This is a genomic window from Actinoplanes sp. NPDC051470, from assembly GCF_040682035.1.
Classification (GTDB): Bacteria; Actinomycetota; Actinomycetes; order Mycobacteriales; family Micromonosporaceae; genus Actinoplanes.
Map to the genome: position 1 here is coordinate 141,739 of NZ_JBFBAA010000002.1, position 23,749 is coordinate 165,487.

At 71.2% G+C, this 23,749-nt stretch carries 13 protein-coding genes; 8 read left to right on the forward strand and 5 right to left on the reverse strand.

Going from position 1 to position 23,749, the window contains the following annotated elements; translation table 11 throughout:
* Nucleotides 1-6 precede the first annotated feature (6 nt).
* Together AB0M54_RS05770 and AB0M54_RS05775 are read left to right on the forward strand one after the other, a co-directional pair.
* Nucleotides 7-1,188 carry a UDP-N-acetylglucosamine--N-acetylmuramyl-(pentapeptide) pyrophosphoryl-undecaprenol N-acetylglucosamine transferase gene (locus AB0M54_RS05770; protein WP_364319974.1) on the forward strand — a complete coding sequence of 394 codons (1,182 nt, stop codon included), beginning with the start codon at nucleotides 7-9 and terminating at the stop codon, nucleotides 1,186-1,188.
* A gap of 70 nt (nucleotides 1,189-1,258) precedes the next feature.
* Nucleotides 1,259-2,035, forward strand: a complete 777-nt coding sequence (locus AB0M54_RS05775) for a glucose 1-dehydrogenase (protein ID WP_364319976.1) — start codon at nucleotides 1,259-1,261, stop codon at nucleotides 2,033-2,035.
* Here the strand turns inward: AB0M54_RS05775 and AB0M54_RS05780 are convergent.
* Nucleotides 2,029-4,479, reverse strand: a complete 2,451-nt coding sequence (locus tag AB0M54_RS05780) for a tetratricopeptide repeat protein (RefSeq protein ID WP_364469364.1) — start codon at nucleotides 4,477-4,479, stop codon at nucleotides 2,029-2,031. The genes AB0M54_RS05775 and AB0M54_RS05780 overlap by 7 nt on opposite strands.
* Nucleotides 4,480-4,577: 98 nt before the next feature.
* Between AB0M54_RS05780 and AB0M54_RS05785 the strand changes: the two genes are divergently transcribed.
* From AB0M54_RS05785 to AB0M54_RS05795, 3 genes are read left to right on the forward strand one after another with little or no spacing between them, the layout of a single operon-like run.
* Nucleotides 4,578-5,171 (forward strand): SigE family RNA polymerase sigma factor, encoded by a 594-nt coding sequence (locus tag AB0M54_RS05785; RefSeq protein ID WP_364319980.1) that lies wholly within the window; start codon nucleotides 4,578-4,580, stop codon nucleotides 5,169-5,171.
* Nucleotides 5,107-6,240, forward strand: coding sequence for a hypothetical protein (locus AB0M54_RS05790; protein ID WP_364469366.1), 1,134 nt, complete (start codon nucleotides 5,107-5,109; stop codon nucleotides 6,238-6,240). The genes AB0M54_RS05785 and AB0M54_RS05790 overlap by 65 nt, the downstream gene beginning before the upstream one ends.
* A gap of 50 nt (nucleotides 6,241-6,290) precedes the next feature.
* Nucleotides 6,291-6,992 (forward strand): VIT family protein, encoded by a 702-nt coding sequence (locus AB0M54_RS05795; RefSeq protein WP_364469368.1) that lies wholly within the window; start codon nucleotides 6,291-6,293, stop codon nucleotides 6,990-6,992.
* Nucleotides 6,993-6,997: 5 nt separating this feature from the next.
* Here AB0M54_RS05795 and AB0M54_RS05800 read toward each other — a convergent pair whose 3' ends face one another.
* Nucleotides 6,998-8,554, reverse strand: a complete 1,557-nt coding sequence (locus tag AB0M54_RS05800) for a serine/threonine-protein kinase (RefSeq protein ID WP_364469370.1) — start codon at nucleotides 8,552-8,554, stop codon at nucleotides 6,998-7,000.
* Between the two features lie 102 nt (nucleotides 8,555-8,656).
* On the opposite strand from AB0M54_RS05800, the gene AB0M54_RS05805 reads away from it, so the two are divergent.
* Nucleotides 8,657-10,180 carry a M1 family metallopeptidase gene (locus tag AB0M54_RS05805; protein WP_364469372.1) on the forward strand — a complete coding sequence of 508 codons (1,524 nt, stop codon included), beginning with the start codon at nucleotides 8,657-8,659 and terminating at the stop codon, nucleotides 10,178-10,180.
* A 51-nt stretch (nucleotides 10,181-10,231) separates the two neighbouring features.
* Here the strand turns inward: AB0M54_RS05805 and AB0M54_RS05810 are convergent, their stop codons facing one another.
* Nucleotides 10,232-10,822: an RICIN domain-containing protein gene (locus tag AB0M54_RS05810; protein WP_364469374.1), complete on the reverse strand. Its 591-nt coding sequence runs from the start codon at nucleotides 10,820-10,822 to the stop codon at nucleotides 10,232-10,234.
* 168 nt (nucleotides 10,823-10,990) lie between these two features.
* Between AB0M54_RS05810 and AB0M54_RS05815 the strand changes: the two genes are divergently transcribed.
* On the forward strand, nucleotides 10,991-13,066 hold the full coding sequence (locus tag AB0M54_RS05815; protein ID WP_364469376.1) for an ATP-binding protein: 2,076 nt from the start codon (nucleotides 10,991-10,993) through the stop codon (nucleotides 13,064-13,066).
* Between the two features lie 28 nt (nucleotides 13,067-13,094).
* Here AB0M54_RS05815 and AB0M54_RS05820 read toward each other — a convergent pair whose 3' ends face one another.
* Nucleotides 13,095-13,460, reverse strand: a complete 366-nt coding sequence (locus tag AB0M54_RS05820) for a DUF2750 domain-containing protein (protein ID WP_364319994.1) — start codon at nucleotides 13,458-13,460, stop codon at nucleotides 13,095-13,097.
* A gap of 75 nt (nucleotides 13,461-13,535) precedes the next feature.
* Entirely contained in the window at nucleotides 13,536-22,277 is an 8,742-nt protein-coding gene (locus tag AB0M54_RS05825) for a DNRLRE domain-containing protein (RefSeq protein WP_364469378.1), read from the reverse strand.
* Between the two features lie 392 nt (nucleotides 22,278-22,669).
* Between AB0M54_RS05825 and AB0M54_RS05830 the strand changes: the two genes are divergently transcribed.
* Nucleotides 22,670-23,749 (forward strand): hypothetical protein, encoded by a 1,080-nt coding sequence (locus AB0M54_RS05830; protein WP_364319998.1) that lies wholly within the window; start codon nucleotides 22,670-22,672, stop codon nucleotides 23,747-23,749.

Below are 23,749 nucleotides of genomic sequence, written 5' to 3' on the forward strand. Positions count from 1 at the left end.
CTCGGCTTGTCCCTCTACAGCTCGCGGCGCCTGCAGGCGCTTCGGATGATCGTCACCGGCGGGGGCACCGGCGGACACACCTACCCCGCGTTGACGACGATCCAAGCCCTGCAGGCCCGGCTGGCCGAGATCGGCACCACCCCCGAGCTGCTGTGGGTCGGTGTGGCCGACGGCCTCGAGGCCAAGATCGCGGCCCGCCACGCCATCCCGTTCCGGGCGGTCACCACCGGCAAGCTCCGCCGCTCGTTCCAGCCCCGTGACCTGGCCCGGAACGTCGTCGACGCGTTCCGCATCCCGCTGGGCATCCTGCAGGCCGTGATCACGGTGGCGCGGACCCGGCCGGCGGTGGTGTTCAGCACCGGCGGGTTCGTCTCGGTGCCGATCGGGCTCGCCGCCGCCCTGTTCCGCGTGCCCTACCTGATGCACGAGCAGACGCTGGGCGTCGGCCTGGCCAACCGCATCCTGGCCCGGGTCGCCACCCGAGTCCTGCTCAGCCACGAGGCCTCGCTCGAACACCTGCCGCCCCGCGCCCGCAGCCGGGCCGTCGTCACCGGCAACCCGATCCGGCCCGCCGTGCTCAACGGCGACCCGGCGAAGGGCCTGGCCGCGTTCGGCCTCGACCCGGCCGTGCCCCTGCTGCTGGTGACCGGTGGCGCGATCGGCGCCCAGCAGGTCAACACGATGCTGACCGGCGTGCTGCCCGGTCTGCTGGAGCACTGCCAGGTCGTGCATCAGTGCGGCAGCCACAGCTACGTCGCGATGCAGCAGGTCGCCCGCGAGCTTCCGGCCCACCTCGCCCACCGCTACCGGGCCGTCGACTTCATCCACGACGAGATGCCCGACCTGCTGGCCGCGGCGGCCGTGGTCGTGGCCCGCAGCGGCGCCGGCACCGTGGCCGAGCTGACCGCGCTCGGCCAGGTGTGCGTCCTGGTCCCGTACCCGTATGCCGCCGGCGACGAGCAACGCGTCACCGCCCGCCGCCTGGCCGAGGAAGGCGCGGCCATCATGCTCGACGGGGACACGGCGACCCCGGAGAACCTGTACGCGAGCGTCCTCGGCGTGCTGACCGACCCGGCCCGCCGCACCGCGATGTCCGCGGCCGCCTCGGCCCGGGGCCGCCGGGACGCCGCCGCCCGGGTCGTGACCGAGATCCTGACCGCCACCGCGAGCCCGGCGGGTTCGACCTAGGGCCTTTCCTGTCGATCAGCCGAGAGCCGCAGCCCCGGTTGATCGACAGGACAGGCCCTAAGCTGGCCGCATGGAATTTCCGCGCGGACTCGAGGCGTTTTCGCTGGCCGGCAAGAAGGCTCTGGTCACCGGTGGTAACCGGGGCCTCGGCTATGCGTTCACGCGGGCGCTGGCCGACTGCGGCGCGTCGGTCGCATTCGTCGGGCGTAACGCCGGCGCGAACCAGGAGGCGGTCGAGCGGCTCGCCGGCGACGGCCTGCACGTACACGGCATCAGCGCCGATCTGACCCGCGACGACGAGGTGGAGCGCGGCGTCGACGCCGCGGCCGACCTGCTCGGCGGGCTCGACATCGTGGTCAACAACGCCGGCGCCTGCTTCCACAACCCGGCGGTGGAGGCCACCGACGACGAGTGGCAGCAGGTGTTCGACCTCAACGTGCGCGCGGTGTGGAAGGTGAGCCTGGCCGCCGGTCGTCATCTGCGCGCCGGTGGCGGTGGCAGCATCGTCAACATCGGCTCCATCTCGGGCCTGATCGTCAACCGGCCGCAGGCCCAGGCGCCGTACAACGCCTCCAAGGCCGCCGTCCACCAGCTCACCAAGTCGCTCGCCGCGGAGTGGGCGCCGGACCACATCCGGGTCAACGCCGTGGCGCCGGGTTACGTGAAGACCGAGATGGCGCCGGTCGACCGGCCCGAGCTGCGCCGGATGTGGATCGAGGACGCGCCGCAGCAGCGGTACGCGATGCCCGAGGAGATCGCGCCCACGGTGGTCTACCTCTGCTCGCCCGCGGCGGCCTTCGTCACCGGCTCGGTGCTGGTCATCGACGGCGGCTACACCGTCTACTGACCGAGCTGCGCACGGAGGGCTCCGGCCTCGGGGACGCCCAGGTGGGCATAGAGCGTGAGCGCCCGTTCCCGGTGCTGCCGGGCCTCCCCGGGGTGGCCGAGCGCGTCGTGCGCCGCGCCGAGCCCGGCGTACGCCCGGGCCTGCTGTTTGGGGTCGCCGGTGTCCTTGGCCGCCGCCAGGGCCGCCGCGTGATGGGCCAGCGCGTCGTCGGGCCGCCCGTCGGCCAAGGCCGCCTCGCCCAGCCCGTTCCACGACCACTGCTCCCCGTCCCGGTCCTTGACCTGCTGAAACAGATCAAGAGCCTGGCGGTGGTACGCCTCCGCGGCGGACGGGTCGCCGAGGCGGGTGTGCACCGATCCCAGGCAGTCGAGCGACCAGGCGACGCCGTTGTGGTCGCCGAGCTCGCGGAACCGGGCCAGCGCCCGTTCGTACTGCTCGCGGGCGGCCTCGACCTGGCCCAGCTGCATCGCCACGTCGCCCAGGTTGTTGCGGGTCGCGGCCTCCTGGTCGGGGTCGTCCGCGGCCAGGGCGGCGTCGAGGGCCCGCTCCAGATGCGCCCGGGCCTCGTGGGCCCGCCCGACCCGCAGCTCGGCCGACCCGAGATTGATCAGGCAGCGCATGATCCCGGGGCCGTCGTCCAGCCGCTCGTACTCGGCCAGGGCCCGGCGCAGGTGGCCGGCCGCCGCCGCGAACCGGGACCGCCGATGCTCGACGGCGCCGAGGTTGGCCAGCGCCCGGGCCGCGCCGGCCGCGTCACCGGCCCGCTGGTAGAGCAGGCGGGCCTGCTCGATCTGGTCCATCGCGGCGGCGTACCGGCCCTGGCGCACGCTGGCGATGCCCAGCCCGCGCAGGTTCTCGGCCTCGGCCGCCGGGTCGCCGAGCCGCCGCGCCGCCTCCAGCGCGAGCGAGTGCACGACCCCGGCGTCGACGTGCCGGCCGCCGACCAGGTAGCGGCCCAGGGTCTGCGACAGCCGCACGGTGTGACCCGGCCAGCCGTGCGTCGCCGTGTACGCGGCCACCACGGCGAAGACCGGCAGCTCGGTGTCCAGCCAGCGGGCCGCCACCTCCCGTTCGGCCAGGTCACCGAGGGGGACCGGGGAGGGCGGCACGCTGAGCCGGCCCTTCGCCTCGGCCGGGTAGACGGTGTCCATCGCGGCCGCGGCGGCGGCCAGGTAGTAGTCGAACAGCCGGTCCAGCGCCGCCCGGCGGTCCGGCGCCGGCAGCTCGGCCACGGCTCGCTCCACCGCGTACGCCCGGAGCAGGTCGTGCATCCGATAGCGACCGGGACCGTTCTCCTGCACCAGGTGGGCCCGGGCCACCGCGGCGAGTGCCCGCCGCCCGGCCGGCACGTCGGTCCCGGCCAGCGCGGCCGCCGCGGCCGGCCCGAACTCCGGGCCGGGATGCAGGCCGAGCAGCGCGAACAGGTGCCGAGCGGGCGGCGCCAGATGCCGGATCGACCACGAGAACACGGTCGACACCGCGGCCCGCGGATCGTCGCCGGTGTCGAGGACGGCGAGGCGGCGGCGCTCGTCGCCCAGCTCCTCGACCAGGTCGGCCAGCGGCAGCCGCGGCCGGGACGCGGCGAGTTGAGCGGCGATCCGGATCGCCAGCGGCAGCCGCCCGCACAGCTCGGCCAAGGTGGCGGCCATCTCCGGCTCGGCGTCGACCCGCTCGCCGGCCAGCCCGCGCAGCAGCCGCAACGCGTCGGGCCGCGGCAGCAGATCGAGGTCGAGCCGCCGGGCGCCGTTGACCGCGACCAGCCCGGCCAGCGCGTCCCGGCTGGTCACCACGACCAGGCAGGAGCCGCTGCCCGGCAGCAGCGGCCGCACCTGCTCGGCGCTGGCCGCGTTGTCGAGCACCAGCAGCATCCGGCGGCCGGTGGTCAACGTCCGGAACCGCGCCGCCCGCTCCTCGACGTCACGCGGCACCGCCTCGCGGGGAACGCCCAGCGAGCCCAGCAGCCGGGCCAGCGCGTCGCCCGGCGACACCGGCTCACCCGGGTCATAGCCGCGCAGGTCGATGAACATCTGGCCGTCCGGGAAGTGGTGGCCGGCCCGGTGCGCCCAGTGCACGACGAGGGCGGTCTTGCCGATCCCGGCCGTGCCCGCGACCGCCGAGACCACGATCGGCCCGGCGCCGGACAGCGTCTGATCGAGCTGGTCGAGCTCGCCGGCCCGCCCGACGAAGGCCGGCACGTCGGCCGGCAGCTCGGCGGGCGCCCCCTCGACCGCCGGTTGCAGCGCCAGCCCGACGAACTTCTCGCGCTCGGTGCCGGCCAGGCCGAAGGCGTCGGCCAGCAGGCGCACCGAGCTCGGCCGGGGGATCCGACCGCTGCCCGACTCCAGCATCCGCAGGGTACGAACGCTCAGGCCGGTGCGCGACGCCAGTTCCTCCTGGGTGAGCACCAGCCGTCGCCGATGCTGCGCCACGAGTCGACCGAACACGCCCACTTGATACCACGCCGGCTCAGAAAAACTGGCGAGCGCGTGCAACCCTTTCGCCCGCGGCAAGCCTCTTAGCGCGACGGAGGGAGCACAACGGAGTGGACACCGATGACTCGGACAGTTTTCGCGAGTTCGTCCGCAACCGATTCGATCAATTGCGGGCCCTTGCCTTTGTGACGTGTGGCGACTGGCAGACGGCGGAGGACGCCACCGCCGGGACCCTCGCCAAGCTGTATCGGCGCTGGCACAAGGTCACTGTCCCGGACGCGTACGCCCGCACCATGGTGGTTCGCGCGGCGATCAGCGAGAAGCGGAAGCCGTGGCGGCGCGAACGCTCGTACGGCGCCGCGCTGCCGGACGTGGCGCTGCCCGACCACGCCGGCGCCATCGACGAACGGCTTCGTCTGCACGCCGCGCTGAGCAGGCTGCCGACGCGGCAGCGCGCGGTGCTCGTCCTGAGGTTCCTCGAGGGCCTCAGCGTCGAGGAGACCGCCGAGGTCCTCAAGTGCCGGCCGGGCACCGTCAAGAGCCAGAGCTCACGAGGGCTGGCCACGGCGCGGGCCCTGCTGGCCGCCGAAGACATCACCCTGCACGACGAGGACGAAGGGAACGAACGTGTCGTATCACATGCGGGACGTCTTGAAGTCGCTGGAGAGCACGCCGCCGCCTCCGGCCCAAACCACCACCGATGACATCATCGGCCGGGCCCGCCGCGCCCGGGCCTGGCAGAGCGTCGCCCTGGGATCGGGCGTGGCCGCCGTTCTCGCCGTGGCCGTCGCCGTCGGCGTGACCACCCTGGGTGGGCCCGGCGGGGCCGGGCCCGGCGGCGTGCCGGCGGCGGGTCAGCCGACACCCCAGTCGTCGTTCTCCCCGCCGCCGGCCGAGCGGATCGATCCGCCGCTCCCGGTCAAGAAGGTCAGCTTCAGCACCGACCTCGGCGCGTACCGGGTCGGCGCCTTCCGGATCGGTCCCGCGGCCAAGATCACCGACGGCTACGTCGAGCTGCCGGTCTACCACGACGGGATCACGCTCGGCGAGGGGTCGACGTACCCGCTGGCCGTCGCGACGATCACCGTCTACGACAAGGACGTGTACGACACGAGCACGTTCGGTGGCGCCGGTAACGCGACCCTGATCATCGGCGATCATTACCCGATGACCGTGGGTGGCCGGGAGGCCCTGGGCCGGGACTGGACCTACATCTCACCCGTCGACGAGTCGAAGAAGCGCGTCATGGCCGCCCTGGCCTGGCAGTATGACGACGGCGCGTGGGCCACGCTGCTGCCCAACTACGGCGGTCCGGACCTCCCGCGCGATCAGGCGGCGCAGATCGCGGCCGGCCTGACCACGGCGGGCAAGCAGGACCTGAGGGTTCCGTACCGGTTCGGGTACCTTCCCGATGGCTGGCAGGCGGTCGCGGTGCGGCAGACCCCGGCCGACACCAGTGAATTCGTCTCGGAGGTCTTCCTGCACAAGGGCCCGGTCGCCGATCCCGCCACCCGCATCGACGAGGTCCTGCCCGGCCACCTGCAGATCACCGTGCTGAAGGGGCTGGACCCGGGCAAGGCCGATTACACCGACAAGGAGGGCGTGCACTGCACGCCCGGCCGGGAGAGCTGCGCCGTCGTCCACGACGACTACCGGATCGGCCTGCACGGTAACGGCTCCACCCTGTCGGACGCCGAGATCAAGAAGATCGCCGAGGGCCTGCAGTTGCGGGACCTGGCCGACCAGAGCAAGTGGGCCAAGGTCGACTTCTGACCACCGCCGGGCCGCCCGCTCCGCCGGAGCGGGCGGCCTACTCTTGGCCCGTGCACCCCGGAGAACCTCACGACCAGGCCATCTTCACCCGGCTCAGCTGGCTGCGGGCCGCGGTGCTCGGCGCCAACGACGGCATCGTGTCCACCGCCGGGCTGGTGCTCGGGGTGGCCGCCGCCACCACGGCCACCGGGCCGATCCTGACCGCGGGCGTCGCCGGGCTGACCGCCGGGGCGGTGTCGATGGCGCTGGGGGAGTACGTGTCGGTGAGCAGCCAGCGCGACACCGAGCGGGCGCTGCTCGACAAGGAGCGCGGCGAGCTGGCCGACTTCCCCGAGCAGGAGCTCGACGAGCTGGCGGCGCTCTACGAGGCCAAGGGGCTCACGCCGGCGACCGCGCGGGTGGTGGCCGAGGAGCTGACGGCCCGGGACCCGTTCGCCGCCCACGCCGACGCCGAGCTGCACATCGACCCGGACGAGCTCACCAGCCCGTGGCGGGCGGCCGGCGCGTCGGCGCTGGCGTTCACGGCCGGCTCGCTGCTCCCGCTGATCGCGATCCTGCTGCCGCCGGCCTCGGCGCGGGTCCCGGTGACGTTCGTCGCGGTGGCCGTCGCGCTGACCCTGACCGGCTGGCTGAGCGCGCGGCTGGGCGGGGCCGCCACCCGGCGGGCGATCACCCGGCTGGTCGCCGGCGGCGCGCTGGCCATGGCGGTCACCTACGTCATCGGCCACCTGGTCGGCACCGCGATCGGCTGAAGCACTCAATGCCGCGGGCGCGGCAGTGGGAAGGGCAGCCGCGGCGGCGCCGGATGCCTCGGCACCTTCCGGATCACCGGGTGGCGCTTCCGCGGGACGGCCCGGGGCTTCGCCTTCGTCGCGGTCTTGGTGATCTTGGCGACGGGCGTGGGCCGCGTGTGCTTGGCCGTGATCATCGTCGCCGGCCCGAGCACGGACAGCTCGGAACGGCAGGCGACGTCGTTCAGCGTGAACGACTGCGGCAGCGTGGCCGCGTCGCCGTAGGTCGCGGTGAACGAGCTGGTGGCCGCCTTGCCCGGCGCCAGCGCGTGGCCCCGGGCCTGGACCACGTCGCCGGACTGGCGCAGCCCGGACCCGCCGGCCAGCCGCTGGTCGCCGGGCAGCTGGAAGGCCAGCGTCCACGCGTCGATCGCCTCGGTGGCGGTGTTGGTCACGGTCACCGTCGCCGCCGCGCTGCCCTCGCCGACCACCCGCATCGTGTAGCTGACCTGGCAGCTCAGGGGGACGGGGGCCGCGGCCGGGCGCTCCTGCGCGGTGGCCGGCCAGCACATCACGCCCACCGCCAGGGCCGCGGCCAGCACCGCGCCGCCGGCGGCCAGGCGGTGCCGCCCGGGCCAGGCCAGTGCCCGCCGGTGCAACGGGAGCAGCACCGGCGCGGTGCTGACCGGCTCCGTCGGCACCTCGGTGTTCACGTCGGCCGCGTCGCCGCCCGGCTCGCCGAGGCCGGTCAGCAGGGTCAGCGGCGGCAGGCCGGCCGCCTGGCGCAGCACCCGGGCCGCGGTGATCGCCGGCGGCCGGTCCGACGGCGCCTTGGCCAGGCACGTCCGGACCAGGTCGGCGACCTCGGCGGGCAGGCCGGGCACGGCGGGCAGCGCGGCCGGGTCGCGGTAGCGGTGGGCGCGCAGCATCTGGGTGGTGGTCGACGCGTTCCACGGCATCCGCCCGGCCAGCATCATGTAGAGCAGCAGGCCCAGCGCGTACACGTCGGTCGCCGGCCGGACCATCCCGCTGCTCAGGCGTTCCGGCGCCAGGTAGGCCGGCGTACCGAAGATCTGCCCGGCCTCGTTGTCGCGCTCGCCGACCGCCGCGGAGATGCCGAAGTCGACCAGCTTGACGCCGCCGGCCGAGACGATCACGTTCGCGGGCTTGACGTCGCGGTGCACGACGCCACGGTCGTGCGCGGCGGCCAGGGCGGCGGCGACCTGCGTGCCGACCAGCATGGCCAGCCGCCAGGGGAGTGGACCGCCGCTGAGCAGGGCGTTCAGCGGGCGGCCCTGGACCAGCTCCATGACCACGTACGGCATGGTCACGCCGTTGCTCTGGGTCTCGCCGTAGTCGTACACCTCGACGACGTTGTCGTGGCGCAGGCCGGCCGCGGCCCGAGCTTCGGAGTACAGCCTGGTCAGCGCCATCGGGTCGGCCGAGACGTCGGCGGAGAGGACCTTGACGGCCACCTCGCGCCCGAGCACCTCGTCGTCGGCGCGCCACACCACCGACATCCCGCCGCTGCCCAGCGGCTCCCGCAAGCGGTAGCGATCGCCGATCGTCTGCCCCTGCCTCACGGTCGACCGCATGCCCACCGTGGACAGATCGCAAACTCGTTGACTGCTGATTGCAGAGATATCGAATTGCGGTGATGGGATGGGCGCGTAACGTCACCGGCCATGAGAACGCAACCAAAGAAGGGCCTCGCCGTCTTACTGGCGGTGCTGGTCGGGTCGGTCGGTGCCGCGGCGCCGGCGTACGCGGGGGGCGCCGGACCCACGCCCGGGTCGGCCGGGCTCGGTGACCGGCTGTATCCGCTGCTCGGCAACGGCGGCTACGACGTGCAGAACTACGACCTGCATGTGACGTACCCGGAGAAGGATCCGAAGCAGACGGTGACCGGTGACGTGACGATCACGGCGCTGGCCACCCAGAACCTGTCCCGGTTCAACCTCGATTTCGGCGGCGACTCGGTCGGCGTCGTCCGGGTGAACGGCGACCGGGCCGAGTTCACCCGTCAGGGTGACGAGCTGGTCATCACCCCCAGGCGCCACCTGCCCAAGGGCCAGCGCTTCCGGGTGCGGGTGAGCGGTTACACGGCGACGCCGATCGAGGCCAACGCCAGCTCCCCGGCCGGCTTCGTGACCACCACCGACGGCACGTTCATGGCCGGGCAGCCGGACCAGTCGCACAACTACTTCCCGAGCAACGACCACCCGAGTGACATGGCGACGTACACCATCGCCCTGACCGCTCCGGTGGGCTGGCTCGCCGTCGCCAACGGCACGCATGTCAGCGACAAGCGCGACCACGGGTACGTCACGTCGACCTACCGTGAGGCCAAGCCGCTGGCCAGCGAGCTGATCCAGGCCGCGGTCGGCGACTTCGTGCTGCAGAAGCGCCCGCCGGTGAACGGCATCGCGATCCGCGACGTCGTCCCCCGCCGGCTGGCCGACGACCTGCTGCCCAAGGCCGAGGTCGAGCGCTCCCAGCTGACCTGGATGATCGACAAGGTCGGCAAGTACCCGTTCGAGAACTACGGCTCGCTGGTCGTCGACACCCGCCTGGGCTTCGCGCTCGAGACCCAGACCATCTCGCTGTACGACACCAGCCTGTTCGCCCGGCCCAAGTACATCCTCGACCCGATCATGCTGCACGAGCTGTCGCACATGTGGTTCGGCGACAGCGTCGCGCCCAGCGAGTGGAGCAGCGTCTGGCAGAGCGAGGGCCACGCCACCTGGTACGAGCTGGAGTACGCCGAGGAGACCGGGGTCTTCCAGCAGTACACCCGCATGCCCAACCGCGAGGCCTACTTCAAGCAGGTGTACGCCGAGGGCGACCAGCTCCGCAAGGACTACGGCCCGGTCGCCCGGCCGCTGAAGGCCGACGTGATCTGGGACGTCTTCAACCCCAACGTGTACGACGGGGGAGCGCTCGTCCTCTACGCCCTGCGGCAGAAGGTCGGCGAGCGTGACTTCCAGCGCATCGAGCGCGAGTGGGTCAAGCTGAACCGCGGCAAGTCGGTCGACACCCACGACTTCGTCAACCTGGCCTCCGCGGTCTCCGGCAAGAACCTGCGCCCGTTCCTCAACGACTGGCTCTACGGCACCACGACGCCGCCGATGCCCGGTCACCCCGACTGGACGGTCGACCCGGCCGAGGCGGCCGCGGCGCCCGCCGCCGCCACGGCAAGGCACCGCTGATCCGAACCGGGGGTGGCGACCGGCAGCTCGTCCGGTCGCCACCCCCGGGGCTCACTCCGAGACCTCGGTGCGGCGCCACTCCTGCCACGAGCCGCCACCGCAGGTCCACATCTGGACCTTGTCACCGTTCTGGTTCGGGTTGCCGCCGGCGTCGTACCGCGCGTCCAGGCACAACTGGTTGCCGTACAGACTCCTGATCCGGCGGGTGTTCCGCTCGAACTCCCAGAGCTGGTTGGCCGCGCCGCTCTCGCAGTTCCAGATCTGGACGGGATCGCCTTCGACGTTCGGGTTGGTGCTCCCGTCCGTCCTGGCGTCCAGGCACCGCGTCCCGCCCCACCAGTTCACGATCTTGAAGACCGGATTGCCGTTGTGGGTGCCGGCGGACTGGAACTCCCACCACTGCCAGTAGTTGGTCGGCTCGCAGGTCCACAGCTGCACCCGGTCGCCGTTGTGGCCCGGGTTGCTGGTGGCGTCGTTCACCGCGTCCAGGCACAGCCGGTTGCCGAACTGGTTGTGGAGCCGCTGGTAGTAGGGCGCGGCGGCGGCCGGTGCCGACAATCCCAGCAGCACGGTCACCCCCATGAGAGCCGCTGCTGCGACGGCGGTGAGGCGGCGCAGGCGGCCTGACTGAACTCGAGGCATCGTCGTCCTTTCGTTTGTCGGATGTCGGTCTCCTTCGTAGTGGTCCGCCGGTTGTCCTGCTTCCGTACTCCATCGTGGACAACTGATCTTCAGACAACGTCGGACAACCCACTACGGGGGTATGGGATGCCGCGGCCGGAACGACCGCTCGACACGACTGACGAACCGGTGGCCGAGTTCGCCGCCGGCCTGCGCGCGCTGCGCGAGACGGCCGGGAACCCGGCGTACCGCTCGCTGGCCCGCCGGGCCAATTTCTCGGCCGCGACCCTGGCCGCGGCGGCTTCCGGCCGGCGGCTGCCGACCCTGCCGGTGACCCGCGCGTACGTCGAGGCCTGTGGCGGTGATGCCGAGGAGTGGACCGCCCGGTGGCGTGAGCTGGCCCGGACCACGCCGCCGCCGGCCGGCGAGCCCGCGGCGGAGGAGCGCATCCCGTACGTCGGTCTCGCGCCCTTCCAGGCCGGCGACGCCGAGCTGTTCTTCGGCCGGCGGCGGCTGGTCGACGACCTGACCCGCCGGCTCACCGAGCGTCGCCTGGTCGTGGTGTTCGGCCCGTCCGGCGTCGGCAAGTCCTCGATCGTCCGGGCCGGCCTGATCGCCCACGCCGAGGGCCGGCGGCCGATGCTGCTCGTGCCCGGGACGACCCCGCTGACCGAGCTCGCGGTGCGGCTGGCCGGGCCGGCCCGGATCCCGGCCGGCGCGCTGCTCGACGACCTGGCCAAGGACCCCGCCCGCGCGGGCCTGGTGGTGCGGGCGGCCTTCGAGGACGAGCTGCTGCTGGTCGTCGACCAGTTCGAGGGGGTGTTCGCGGCCGGCGTGGACCCCGCCGAGCGGGCCGGTTTCATCGCCGCCCTGGTGGCCCTGGGTGTGGGGGAGTGCGGGGCCCGGGTCGTCCTCGCGGTGCGCGCCGACCACTACGCCCGGTTCGTGGAGCATCCGGAGCTGCTGGCCGCGTCGGCCGACGGGCACGTGCTGGTCGGCGGGATGAGCCCGGCCGAGCTGCGCGACGCCGTGGTGAAGCCGGCCGAGCGGGTCGGCGCCCGGGTCGAAGGCGCCCTGGTCTCGGCGATCGTGGCCGACGTGGCCGGCCGCCCGGGCGCGCTCCCGCTCGCGTCCCACGCGCTGCTCGAGGCCTGGCGCCGCCGCCGGGGGACCACGGTCACCCTGGCCGGGTACGAGGCGGCCGGCGGCGTGGACGGCGCGGTGGCGGCGACCGCCGAGAGCGTGTACGCCGGCCTCGACGAGGAGCATCGCGGCGTGGTCCGCCGCCTTCTGCTGCGGATGGTCGACATCGACGACCGGGGCGGGGCGCGGCGGCGGCCGGTCCCGCGGCCGCAGATCGGCTCGACCGCGCGGGAGGCGCGGGTGGTCGACCGGCTGGTCGACGCGCGCCTGCTCACCGCCGACCGGGACTGCGTCGAGCTGGCCCACGAGTCGCTGATCTACGCCTGGCCACGGCTGCGGGAGTGGAAGGAGGAGAGCCGGGAGACGCTGCGGGCGCACCGGCAGCTCACCGAGTCGGCCACGGTCTGGCAGGAGCTGGGGTACGACCCCGGGGTCCTCTATCGCGGCGCACGGCTGGCGCTGACCCGGCACTGGGCCGCCGCGCCGTCCTGGCAGCCGGCGCTGAGCCCGCTGGAGCGCCGGTTCGTCGACGAGAGCGTCCGCCGGGAGAAGGCCGAGGCCACCGGCCACCACCGCCAGATCCGTCGCCGCCGCCTGATCGCGGGCGCGCTCGCCGCGGTCCTGGCCCTGGGCGTGACCGGCGGCAGCGAGACCGGCGGTGGCTGGTGGTGTGCCGAGGGTCCGACCGGCCTGCTGGCCGTGGACACCGGGATGCTGACCGCCGCCGAGGACGGCTACTACGGCGCCGACACCGGCCTGCTGCGGGCCCGGACCAGTCCCGGCGTGTACGGCACCTGGGAGCAGTTCCAGGTCTGCCGCCGCCGGGCCGACCCGAGCATCGTCCACCTGCGCGGCTACGCCGCCCGCAAGCGGTTCGTCTCGGCCCGGCCGCGCCGCCCCGGCGACACCACCCTGCGGCTCACGGCCGCCTCGCTCGGCCCTTGGGAATGGCTGAAGGTCGTCCCGGTGGACGGCGACGGGACGGTCCTGCTGAGGTCGGTGGGCCACGACCGCTACCTCACGGTCCAATTCCCCGGCCCTCGGCAGTACGCGGCCCGCCTGGCCGCCACCGCCCCCGCCGAGGCCGGGGCGGGCCGCTTCCGTTTCACGCCCCTGCCCTGACCGTCTCGGCGCCGGCTACCCCTGTCCGCTACTTGTCGTACGGCGGCGCGCTGAGCGCATGGGCGAGCCGGTTGAGGACCTCGTCGACGGTGAAGTCCCAGCCGGTCAGCTGGTCGCCGCTCCAGTTGATGCCGACGCGGAATCGGCCCTTGGCGAGATCGGGCAGCGCCTTGTCCCGCCAATGGTCGAGCGGCATCGACACCGCCCGGAACTCATCACCCCACAGGGCGGCGGCCCGTTTCGCGCGGGCCTCGGTCGACCAGTAGGGGAACGCCCGATCTCCGCCGGTCACGGTCGGTGTCGGGCTGCCGTCGTCGTCGCGGACCCACCACACGGTGTGGTTCTTGGCGACGTCGCGGAAGAACGCCGCGGCCTGTGCTCCGCTCGTACTCACCGGGGTTCCTCCTCGATCGCCGGACCGGGACGCGGCCCGCGGGACATTCCCGGGGCCGCGTCCAGGTCCGAACTGTCAGTAGTCGGGTGGGAGGTGGCGATGGCCACCCGGGTCCATCTTGACGTGATCCTCGGGCCACCGCGGCGTGAGCAACATACCGCCGTCACGTTCGGGGATAGGTTCGTGGCTCAGCTCCATCGACTCGGTGTTGCCGTTGGGCCGCGTCCGCTGCGGGGCTCCGCCCTTCTCCATCCGGGCGACGTTCGCGGCGCCGTACTGGTCGGCGGCGGCCGGCTCCATGGCCTCGTTCTTCCAGAACCGCTTACGCATGGTGGACAGTGACGGCGGCTGGCCCTTCTTGTTCGGCTTGGAGTAGTCCTCACCACGCTTCCAGCGCCCACCGCAGTTGTGCACGAGCACCGGGGCGTCGCCGGCGAGGACGTAGTAGGTGTGGATGCCCTCGACGGTGAGGTTGTGGACCTTCCGCACCTCGGTCCAGGCCCTGGTGTGCAGGACCGTGACCAGCTTGCCGTCCGCGGTGCGGATCTCGTCACCGGCGGTCAGCGCCCCGGCGTCGAGGAAGGCGCCGTCGTTGTCGACCCAGAACGGGTGGCCGTCCGTGGCCACGACCGAGCCGGTCCGGTCACCGGCCGCGCCGTCGGTGTCCACGGTGACCTCGACGAGATGCTTCTCGCCGTCGCCCTCGATCAGCGTGGTCACTGGCCGGCCCGCGGTGACGCCCAGCTCCGGGTCGGTGGCGAGCACCTCGTCGCCCAGCTCGACGTCCTCGATGTCGCGATAGGTCCGGTCGGCCATGAGCACCGCGGTGCCGGGTACGAAGCTGTTGGACGTGCAGCTCCCGCCGCGTGAGGCCGAGGTGCCACCGCCGCCGCCGGTCTTGCTGGCTCCGCTGCCGCCGCCGGTGCGGGCGCCCCCGCCGCCCTTGGCCGGACCGCCGCCGCTACCACCGGCCTTCGCGGGGCCGGCGCTGCCGCCACCACCCGCCGCCTTGGTGCCGCCGGTGGCGCCGCCGCCCCCGGAGCTCGCCTTCGCCGGTGACGGAGCGGCCTTACCGGCGGACTGCGCCCCGTCCGCCGCCTTGGCGCCGCTGCGCGCGGCGTCGGCTCCCTTGGCCGCGGACTGTGCCGCGTCCACGCCCTTGGCGGCGTACTTGGCGCCCTTGACCGCCGAGGCGGCGTAACCCGCGAACGGGACGGCCGACGCCGCGGACAACGCCGCGTTGCCGTAGTCACCCTCGGCCGCGTACCAGGCCGCGTTGGCCAGGTCGGCGACCTCGCCCACACCCGGCACCAGGCCGGCCACGTCGAGCGCCGCGTGCCCGATGTCGCTGAGCGAGAAGTGCCCGTCGATCTCCACCTGCGAGATCGGGTTGCCGCCACCGAACGCGTACCGGTTGTTGGTGAACGGGTCGGTGGTCAGGTTCATGTCGTCCAGGGCGCCGTTGTAGTTGTCCTGGGTGAGGAACCTGTTCAGGCCGGGGTCGTAGTCGCGGAACCCCATGTCGTAGTCGCCGGACGACTGGTCGAACCGCTTGCCGTTGTAGCGGTAGGCGTTGTACGGCTCCTTGTTCGGGTCCTCCGGGTTGGCCGCGTCCGGCTTGTCGACGCCGGTCATCTGGCTGTCGTCGTTCTTGCCGTATGCGGTGTACCCGTAGGTGGCCCGCGAGTCGCCCTGCTCGTCGGTGATCTGCTCGACGTCGGTGTGCGGGTTGTAGCCCTGGTACGACGTCTCGAAGCTGCCGTTGTCGGAGAACTTCGCCTGGGACAGCAACTGGCCGTCGGGCCCGTACTGGTAGCTCTTGCGGAGCTTGCCGCCCTCTTCCTCGGAGAGCATCTGGTCGGTCAGCCCGAGGTACGAGAACGTCGTGGTCTTGTCGTTCTGCTTGCGGGTGAGCTGCCGGTCCAGCGGATCGTAGGTGTACTCGGTGGTGCCGCCGGGAGTCTTGATGTGCTTGGTGACCCGGTCGAAACCGTCGTACTCGTACTTCTCGATCTCCGTGTTGTTCTGGGCGAGGGCCGTCCGGGTCTGCCGGCCGAAGTCGTCGTACTCGTACTTCGTCTGGATGCCCGAGGTCGTCGAGGTCTTCAGCCGGTTCCGGTCGTAGTCGAACGTGGTCTCGGCGTTCTTGACGGTCTGCCAGATCACGTTGCTGTTGGCGTCGTGGCGGTACTTCTCCGTGCTCGCGCCACTGCCGGTCTTGACCTGCTCGCGGACCCGGTCCCGCGGGTCGTACTGGTAGGTCGTGGTCGTGTCGATGTTCGCCGACTTGTTGTCCGCGTTCTGCTTCTTGCCGGTGTCCTTGGACCGGTTGCCGTTGGCGTTGTACTCGATCGTGTGCTCGTTCACGACCGTCGAGCCGTTCGACTTCTTCTCGACCTGGTGCTGGAGCTTGGTGTCGAGGTAGTAGTCGTACGTGACGGTGTTGCCGTTGCCCTTCTTCTCGGTCTTCACCTGTTCCCGTGGCGTGTAGGTGAAGGTCGTCGTCTTGGCGTCGGCGTCGTTCTCGGTCTTGCCGTTCTTGACGCTGGAGATGAGGTCCCGGGTGTCGTAGACGTACTCGGAGAACGTCTTGTCGTGGACCCGCTTGAGCAGGTTGTCGTTGATGTCGTAGTGGTACGTCGTGGTGTTCTTGGTCGAGTCGCCGAGCTTCTCCACGACCTTGTCCATGCGATTGACGACGTCGTACGACATCGCGTAAGTGTCGATCTTGGCGTCGTTGCTCTTGTCGAGCATCTGCGTCATGTTGGCATTCGGGTCGTAGCCGAACTCGAAACTCTTGCGCGGCTTGTCACCGCCGTCACCGTCGTCGCGCTGCGTCTTCTGCTTGCCGTCGGGGAAGAACGTCCAGCTCATCTGGCGCGTCTTGCCGCCGCCGGTGAGCTTGCGGGACGTCTGGTTGCCGATCGTGTCGTAGTCGTACTCGGTCTTGACGTTCCACGGATCGGTGCTGGTCTTGTTCCAGCCGTTGTCCCAGTACGTGTACGTGGTGTCGGCCCGCTTGTCCTCGCCGTCGGACGGCGGCGCGCTCACCTTCTGCTGGTTGCCGACCACGTCGTACTCGTAGAGTGTCGTGTCGGCGGTGCGGTACCGCTGCTCGGCGTCGCCGGGGTCGTACGGCTCCCGCTGCTCCTTCACCCGGTTCAGCACGTCGTAGACGGTCACCGCGGTGAAGTCGTTCGCCTCGGCGGTGTCCACGCCGCGCGGCGACTCGACATGGGTCTGGTTGCCCACCTCGTCGTACCGGTAGCGCGTGGTGCGGTAGACGGTGTCACCGTTGTCCGCGCGCTTGTGCGGCACCTTCTGCTCCTCGAGCAGCGCGCGCGGGTCGTACTTGAGGAGGGTCTTGTTGCCGTCCTCGTCGACCCGGGCGGTGGTGTTGCCGTCCTTGTCGTACTCGGTCCTCGAGGTGTGGCCGAGGGCGTCCGTGGTGATCGTGTTCCGGCCGTTGAGGTCGTAGTCGTACTTGACGTTGACGTCGTCCGGGTCCGTCGTCGCGGACTTGCGCTGGTCGGCGACGGTCTTGATGTTGCCGACGTTGTCGTAGGTGGCGGTGATCTCGCCGCCGGCGGCGTCCCGGGCCTTCAGGACCTGGTTGAGCTCGTTGTAGGTGTAGCTGGTCCGGTAATCGTCGGGGTTCGCGGTGAGCGTGCCCTTGGGCTCGGTCTGCTTGAGCAGGTTGCCGACGTTGTCGTAGTCGTAGGTAGTGATCCGTTCGGGCGTCCCGGAGGCGTCCCTGGGCTCCTTCCAGAAGGCCAGGCGGTCGACCGGGTCGTGGCCCATCTCCTGGACGGCGCCGTTGGCGGCCTCGTCGCTCACGACGTTGTCGTTGCCGTCGTACTTCTTGCCCGGGGTGAAGATGTAGACATTGTTCGCCGCGTCCTTCGGTTCCCGGGTGCTGAGCGGGCGGCCGAAGATGTCGTAGGTGTACGTCGAGGTCTTGTCCGCGGCGTCGGTGACCGACACGACGTTGCCGACCCCGTCGTACTCGTACTTCTCGACCTGGTTCAGCGCATCGATGATCCGCTTCGGGTACCCGACCGGGTCGTACTCCTCGTACTTCGTGGTGTTGTCGTTGGCGTCGGTCGAGGTGAGCTGTTGCCCCCACCGGTCGTACGTGTAGCTCGACGTGTAGTCGCCGTCCTCGGAGGTGGCGTTGCCCTTCGGGTCGGTGACCGAGGTCAGGTTGCCGAACTGGTCGTACCCGAAGGTGTGCTTGCGCCCCTCGGGGCTGGTCTTGGCCGTCAGCTCGGCGGTGTGCCCCTTCAGCCCGAAGCGGTACTCCATCTTCTGCGCCGGCCAGTTGTTCTTGTTCGCCTCCGGATCGCGGATCTCCAGCGGCAGGCCGGTCTTCTCGTCGTAGACCCAGGTGGTGACCGCGTCGTTGGGCTCCTTCATGCGCCGGACGTTGTTGTCCGCGTCCCAGGTCAGCTCGGTCTTCTGGTTCTTCGCGTCGGTCAGCAGCGTGGGCCGGCCGTAGCCGTCGATCGAGTACGTCGAGGTGTGCCCGTTGGCGTCGGTGACCACGTTCTCGATGAACGAGCCGGTGGTGCCGTCCGGGTCGCGGTAGGTGAACGCGGTCGCCTTGTCGTTGCGGTCGCTGACCCGCTCGGTGCGCCCGTTCAGCAGGGCGCCGGCCGACGCCGGGTGGTAGCCCATCGTGGTGCCATTGCCCCGCGGGTCGTCCACCCGCACCAGCTTCGGGCTGAGCAGGGTGTCGTCGTAGTAGAAGCCGAACGGCTTCTCGCCCGGGTCGCCCTGGCCGTCGATCAGCTCACGCAGCTGACCCTTGTCGTTGTAGGTGAGCGTGACCCGCCGGCCGGTGACGTCGGTGATCGCCCGGAGCTGGTTGACGATCTGGGCGTTGGCCAGGTTGGACGCGCTGCGCCGGTCGTCGCTGTTGCCGACGAAGTAGTCGAAGTCGTCGCCGGGGTTGAAGTACTCGAAGGTCAGCGTGCGCCGGCCGGTGGCGTCGGTGATGTACTTGAGCACCCCGGTGTTGCGGTTGCCGATCTTCGCCCGTTCGTAGGTGAACCGCAGGTCGTTGCCGTTCTTGTCGATGACCGCGGTCTGGTAGCCGTCGGCGTCGAAGGCGAACTGGCTGCGGTCGGGCCGGGTCATCACCCAGGTGCGCATCGGGTCGCTGTCGCCGTTGCGCTGCAGATAGAGGTGCACGCCGGCTGGGCTGTCGTAGTCCCAGTCCTTCTCGTTGGTGCTGTCGTGCTTGTTCAGGTCGAACCAGTGGCTGGTGCCGTCGCCGTCGGTCAGCGTGATCTTGGCCGGCCAGCGGGGGTCGAGCCCACTGAACTGCAGCGGCGAGCCGAGCCGGGTCACCGTGGAGGTGGACAGCGACCAGCCGTACCCGATGTAGGAGTTGGAACTGTCCTGGCTGTTGTACGAGAGGCGCAGGAACGTGGACAACCCGCGGCTCGGGTTGCTGAACGCGTTGTAGCTGAACACCGCGTTGCCGGAGAACTGGTTGACCATCACGGTCGAGCCGGCGCCCGCGTTCTGCCCGGTGTACTGGTAGAACTTCTCCAGGCCGAGCTGGTCGGAGGTCGGGTCCTCGACGGTGATCGGCTGGGCCAGGGGCGGGATCTCCCACACCTGCGACAGCCACTGCCCGGTGGTCTTGTTCTTCAGGTCCCACTTGAGGACGTACTTCTGCCGCTTGTTGCCCTGGTCGAAGCGGACCGGCGTCATGATCTTGGCGTTGACCGTGGTCACGGCGCCCGAGGCGAGGTCGACCGGCAGCGCGGTCTCCCGCTGGTTGTCCGCGTTGGTGACGTCGGTGCCGTCGGCCAGCTCCCAGCGGTAGGAGAGCACCCAGTCGTTCTTGGCCCAGGTCGAGCTGGTCGAGTTGGTGATGGTGACCGGCGCGGTGTACTCGTCGCCGGGGATCATCCGGGACGGCACGGTCGGCGCGTAGTAGGTGTTCTCGGTGGCCGGCGCCGTGTAGATCACCTCGAGGCGGGGCCGCTGACGGATGTCGGGCACCTCGCCCGCGGTGAACAGCACCCGCTGGGTCGGCGAGGTCTCGTTGGCCAGCCGGAACAGCACGCCCTTGTTGGTGCTCGCGTTGTTGACCCAGCCCTGGGTCAGCGACGTGGCGTCCCAGTTCTGCCAGCGCGGGTCGGTGCCGATGTTGTCGACGTAGGAGGCGGCCCCGGCGGTGTAGTCACCACCCTTCGTGGTCCAGGCGGCGGCACTGCTGGCCCGGTCCCACGACCCGGTCGCCTCGTCGAAGTCGCGGGTCAGGCCGTGCATCTGGAAGCGGGCGCCGGTCCCGCCCTCGGAGTACGCGCCCCACATGCTGGCCGTGGCCTTGAGCACCTTGGTGCCGGCCGGCAGCCCGGTCATGCTCGGCCACTTCACCACCGTGCGGCTGGTGCCGAACTTCGACCCGTTGTTGCCGATCTGGACCAGGCCGCCGCCGTCCAGCACGTCGTGGCCGGTGGTGGGCTCCAGGCTGGTCAGCGTGGTGTCGGTGGAGTTGCCCTGGAGGACCCGGACGATGTGGCCGGCCTTGGGCAGCTGCACCTGCTCGGCCGGCGACGGGATCAGCTCGCCGGAGCGGGTCTTCACCACGATCATGTAGTACGACGGCGGCCCGAACTCGGTCGCGTTGTTCGCCGGGGTGGGTGTTCCGCTGGTGTCGCTGTAGGTGGTGCGGTCGGCCCGGACCGGGGCGACCAGGGTGCGGTCGGTCGGGATGAAGCTCTGCGAGGTGCTGCGGTGCACCTGGTATTCGAGGAGGTCGTCGCCGGCGTAGGCGCTCCAGGCGAGCTCGGCCCCGGTGGACCGGATGGTGGTCGGCATCTGCAGCGTCACACCCGGCTTGCCCCAGGTCAGCAGCAGCGTCGGGAAGGTGTCGACCTCGCCGCCGAAGGCGTTCTCGGCGCCCTCGTAGCGCACGCCGCTGAGGACCTTGGTCTCGTCCGGCGTCTTCATGATGAAGCCGTTGTTGGTCGACGGGGCGTCGACCCAGCCCTGCGCGATGTTGCGGACGCTGAACGAGTGCCAGGCGTGGTTCTGCTTCTTGCCGCGGTGGGCCGTGCCGTTCTTCACCAGCCGGACGCCGTCGGCGACCACGGTCTTGTTGGCCACGTCGCCGAGCACGATCTTGTGGGTGGTGCCGGCGTTGAAGTTGTACGTGCCGATCGAGACCCAGTTGCCGCTGCCGGAGCCGGTGGTCTGGTTGACCGTCTTCGGCGTGGTGCCGCCGGCGTGGTAGACGGTGTACGGGGCGTTGGTGGCCCGGTCCGATCCGGGCACGTAGTGCACGAACGCCTCGTACGCGCCGGCCTCGGTGACCCGCGGCACCCAGGTGAACGTGTCGCCGGTCTTGCTGCCGCTGTTGGCCCGGTACGACCCGCCGAGCGCCGTGCTCGCCGTGACCGAGCTCCACTCGCCGGCCGCCGCGACCTTGGTGAGGTCGGAGTTGTCGACCTGCTCGGTGTTGGCGCCGAGCTCGCCGACCGCGTTCTTCACCGTGTTCCAGGTGACCGAGTTCTCGGCCCACGGCACGGTGGCGCGGTGCGCCTCGACGTCCATCTCCACGTCGTCGTACGAGTTGAGCATGTTCTGGTCGAAGTAGAGCTTGAGCTCGGCCGAGTCGAGGCGGGTGCCGGTCGGCACCTCGGTGAGCGGGAACTTGACCAGGCTGCGGAAGGTGGCCGTGCCGCCCGCGTCGAGCGGGTTGGTGCCGACCGACAGGCGCCAGTTGGTGTCGTAGTTGGTGGCCGGCTCGTACGAGTTGACCATCCCGTCCTGCGCCGAGCCGACCTGCGGCTGCACCTTGATCGTGGGGTCGATGACGACCGGGTAGCGCCGCTTCGGGTCGCGCAGCCACGCCTGATCGGCGGTCACGGTGAGCTTGAGCTCGCGGCCGGTTCCGCTGAGCGTCTGGGTCACCTTGGTGCTGTGCCCGCTGCCGGTGGCCGACGCCGCGCCGGCGCCGCTGTCGTACATGAACGGCTTGGGCAGGTAGAACAGCGGCCGGCCGTCGGCGTCGTCGGCCTCGAAGGCGACCGAGCCGTCGGCCTGCCGCGCGGCGGTGACGCCGTCGAGCGAGAGCCGGAAGGTGTACGTCGCCGCGCCGGTCGGCGCGCGGTCCAGGACGATCTTCTCCTTGAGCGAGGAGGAGGTCACGTCGTAGGCCACGTCGGCCGGGCCGAACACGTCGGGGTAGGTGATCGCGCTGCCCGACACCTTGGGCGTCACGCTCCGGGGGGCCGCGTCCACGCCGACCCCGATCGAACGGCCGCCCAGGTCGTAGCGGACCAGGCGGTCGGTGCGGTCACCGAAGCGGCCGGTGAAGGTGTTCCGGACCGATGCGTACGGGTAACCGGCGGCGTTCGAGCGCCCGATCCGGGTGTCGATCTCCTGCCACCGGCCGTTGCCGTCGCGGTAGTGCACCGGGGACGCGCCGACCTCGGCCTGCGTCCGGCCGTCGGCGAGCCGCCAGACCTTGGTGTTGGCGGTGCGGGCCGACACCACCTCGGCCACCCGCTTGACCGCCGGGATCGCCTTGGCCGCCGGCGCCTGCGCCGGGTGGGCGAGCGTGCTGCCCGGCCCGGGTGGCGTCTCGGCGACCGGGCGGCCGCGCACCGGCTGGAGCCCGGCGGCTCTGTCGGCGGCCTCCTGGGCGGCCTCGATCTGCGCCGGTGACATGGTGTCGTCGTCCCGCGTCAGGCGGGGCGCGACCACGGCGGTGGTCCCGGCGACGGCCAGGGCGAGCAGGCCGGCGCCGATGGCGGTGCGCCGGCGCCGGCGGGTGCGGTCGGGTGTGCTTTGCATTCCGGTTCCCCCGTTGCGGAATTGCGCAAGATTCATCGCCGCACGCCCTTGACCAAAGGTGGGAGTGCGCCATTACGAAGAGCCTTTGTGAACGTCTGTCGGCCGTCTCGGTAACAACCTTTAAGGACGCGTGCTGTGCGCGTCGGACCGAGCAGATCCGGCCCCCCGTGTGTGTGGTTGCCATGAGGCAACTGCCCGTGAACCTAGCAGCGCGGTACGACAACAGCAACGACCATCCTCAATGGTCAGTCTCTTCCCCCGTGACAGATTGTCCGTTTTCCCGGAAGCCGATAATCGCATTCGACCTGCCCCGCGCGATCATGACTGGTGTGGATAGCCTTCCTCCGCCAAGGCTTTTGTGGCCCACGGGGGGAGTACAAATGAGGCTGTCCATGAAACGTGCGCTCGCGGCGTCGTCGTCTGTCTTATTGACGACCACGCTCGGCGTTCTCGCGGCGGCGGGCCCGGCCCGGGCCGAGACCGACCTGGGCCTGCCCGGCTACGGCGATCTGGTCGCCAACGACGAGCACGACCGGGTCTTCGTCAGCGGCGGCGCATCGTCCAACGGCATCACGGTCACCGACCTCGACGGACAGGTCGTCAAACACATCAAGAACCAGTACGGCGCCACCGGCCTGGCCCAGGACGACGACACCGAGTGGGTGTACGCGGCGCTGGCCGCGGGCGACGCGATCACCGAGATCGACGTGCACACCCTCAAGGAGAGCGACAAGATCCAGCTGCCCGCGAACACCTGCCCGACCCACCTGGTCTACGCCGGTGACGTGCTGTGGTTCGGCCACGGCTGCGACGGCAACTGGAACGGCGGCATCGGCCGGGTCACCTGGCCCGAGCCGACCGAGGAGAACCCCGACCCCGAGCCGGTCTACGAACTGAACGTGCAGGGTGACCTTCGGTTCCAGCGGGCGCCGCTGCTCGCCGCCCACCCGTCGACGCCGGCCGAGTACGACCAGCCGTTCGAGGCCGGGACGCTGGTCGCCGCGCAGCTCAACCTCAGCCTGTCCACGGTGTACGTCTACGACATCAACGAGGACAACGGGCTGACCCAGCGGGCGTCGTCCACCGCGCCGGGCAGCAACCTGTTCGACATCGGCCTCGACAAGTACGGCGAGACGCTGCTGACCGGCGCCGGCGGCCGCAACGCCACCCAGGCGTACGCGACCGCCGACCTGTCCGGCCGCGGCTCCTACTACACCGGCTACCACCCGCTGGCCGTCGCCGCCGCGCCCGACGACTGCTACGTGGTCAGCGGCGTCCGCTCGACCGCCGACGACATCTACCTCTACGAGACCGGCGGCGTCGTCCCCGAGAAACGCATCGACATCAGCGACGACGTGCTCGCCCCGCGCGGCCTCACCTGGTCCGACGACATGGAACACCTGTACGCGGTGACGGTCCCGCCGGCCGGCGGCGCCCCCGAGCTGCACGTCATCCACGACTGGAAGAGCTGA

What these genes read in the sequence shown, in the direction of transcription:
- AB0M54_RS05790 (WP_364469366.1), top strand. Translation starts at nt 5,107, where the DNA reads ATGCGGGACGTCTTGAAGTCGCTGGAGAGCACGCCGCCGCCTCCGGCC.
- AB0M54_RS05775 (WP_364319976.1), top strand. Translation starts at nt 1,259, where the DNA reads ATGGAATTTCCGCGCGGACTCGAGGCGTTTTCGCTGGCCGGCAAGAAG.
- AB0M54_RS05810 (WP_364469374.1), bottom strand. Translation starts at nt 10,822, where the DNA reads ATGCCTCGAGTTCAGTCAGGCCGCCTGCGCCGCCTCACCGCCGTCGCA.
- AB0M54_RS05825 (WP_364469378.1), bottom strand. Translation starts at nt 22,277, where the DNA reads ATGCAAAGCACACCCGACCGCACCCGCCGGCGCCGGCGCACCGCCATC.
- AB0M54_RS05805 (WP_364469372.1), top strand. Translation starts at nt 8,657, where the DNA reads ATGAGAACGCAACCAAAGAAGGGCCTCGCCGTCTTACTGGCGGTGCTG.
- AB0M54_RS05830 (WP_364319998.1), top strand. Translation starts at nt 22,670, where the DNA reads ATGAAACGTGCGCTCGCGGCGTCGTCGTCTGTCTTATTGACGACCACG.